Annotated in this window: 1 pseudogene; it reads left to right on the top strand. The window is 70.7% G+C overall.

Annotated features, from left to right (window positions below):
* A pseudogene (locus EN862_RS35805) lies at positions 1–287 on the top strand (ComF family protein); the annotation flags it as partial.

Below are 287 nucleotides of genomic sequence, written 5' to 3'. Positions count from 1 at the left end.
TGCTGCGCGCCGGAGCCGAGCTGATCGCGGAGGCCGATCTCGTCGTGCCGGTGCCGTTGCACTGGCGGCGCTTCTTCAGGCGGCAGTTCAACCAGTCGGCCGAGCTGGCCAGGGCGGTATCGCACCTCAGCGGCCTGCCTTTCTCGCCTTCGGCTGTGAGGCGCGTGAAGCTCACCCGCCAGCAGGTCGGGCTGGAGCGGCAGGACCGCGAGGACAATGTGCGCGCCGCCTTCCGCGTGCCGACCGAGGCGGAGATCGAGATCGCCGGCCGCCGGGTGCTGTTGATC

This window comes from Mesorhizobium sp. M2E.F.Ca.ET.219.01.1.1 (assembly GCF_004016445.2).
Lineage (GTDB): Bacteria > Pseudomonadota > Alphaproteobacteria > Rhizobiales > Rhizobiaceae > Mesorhizobium.
This window is presented reverse-complemented; position numbering and strand designations above follow the sequence as displayed.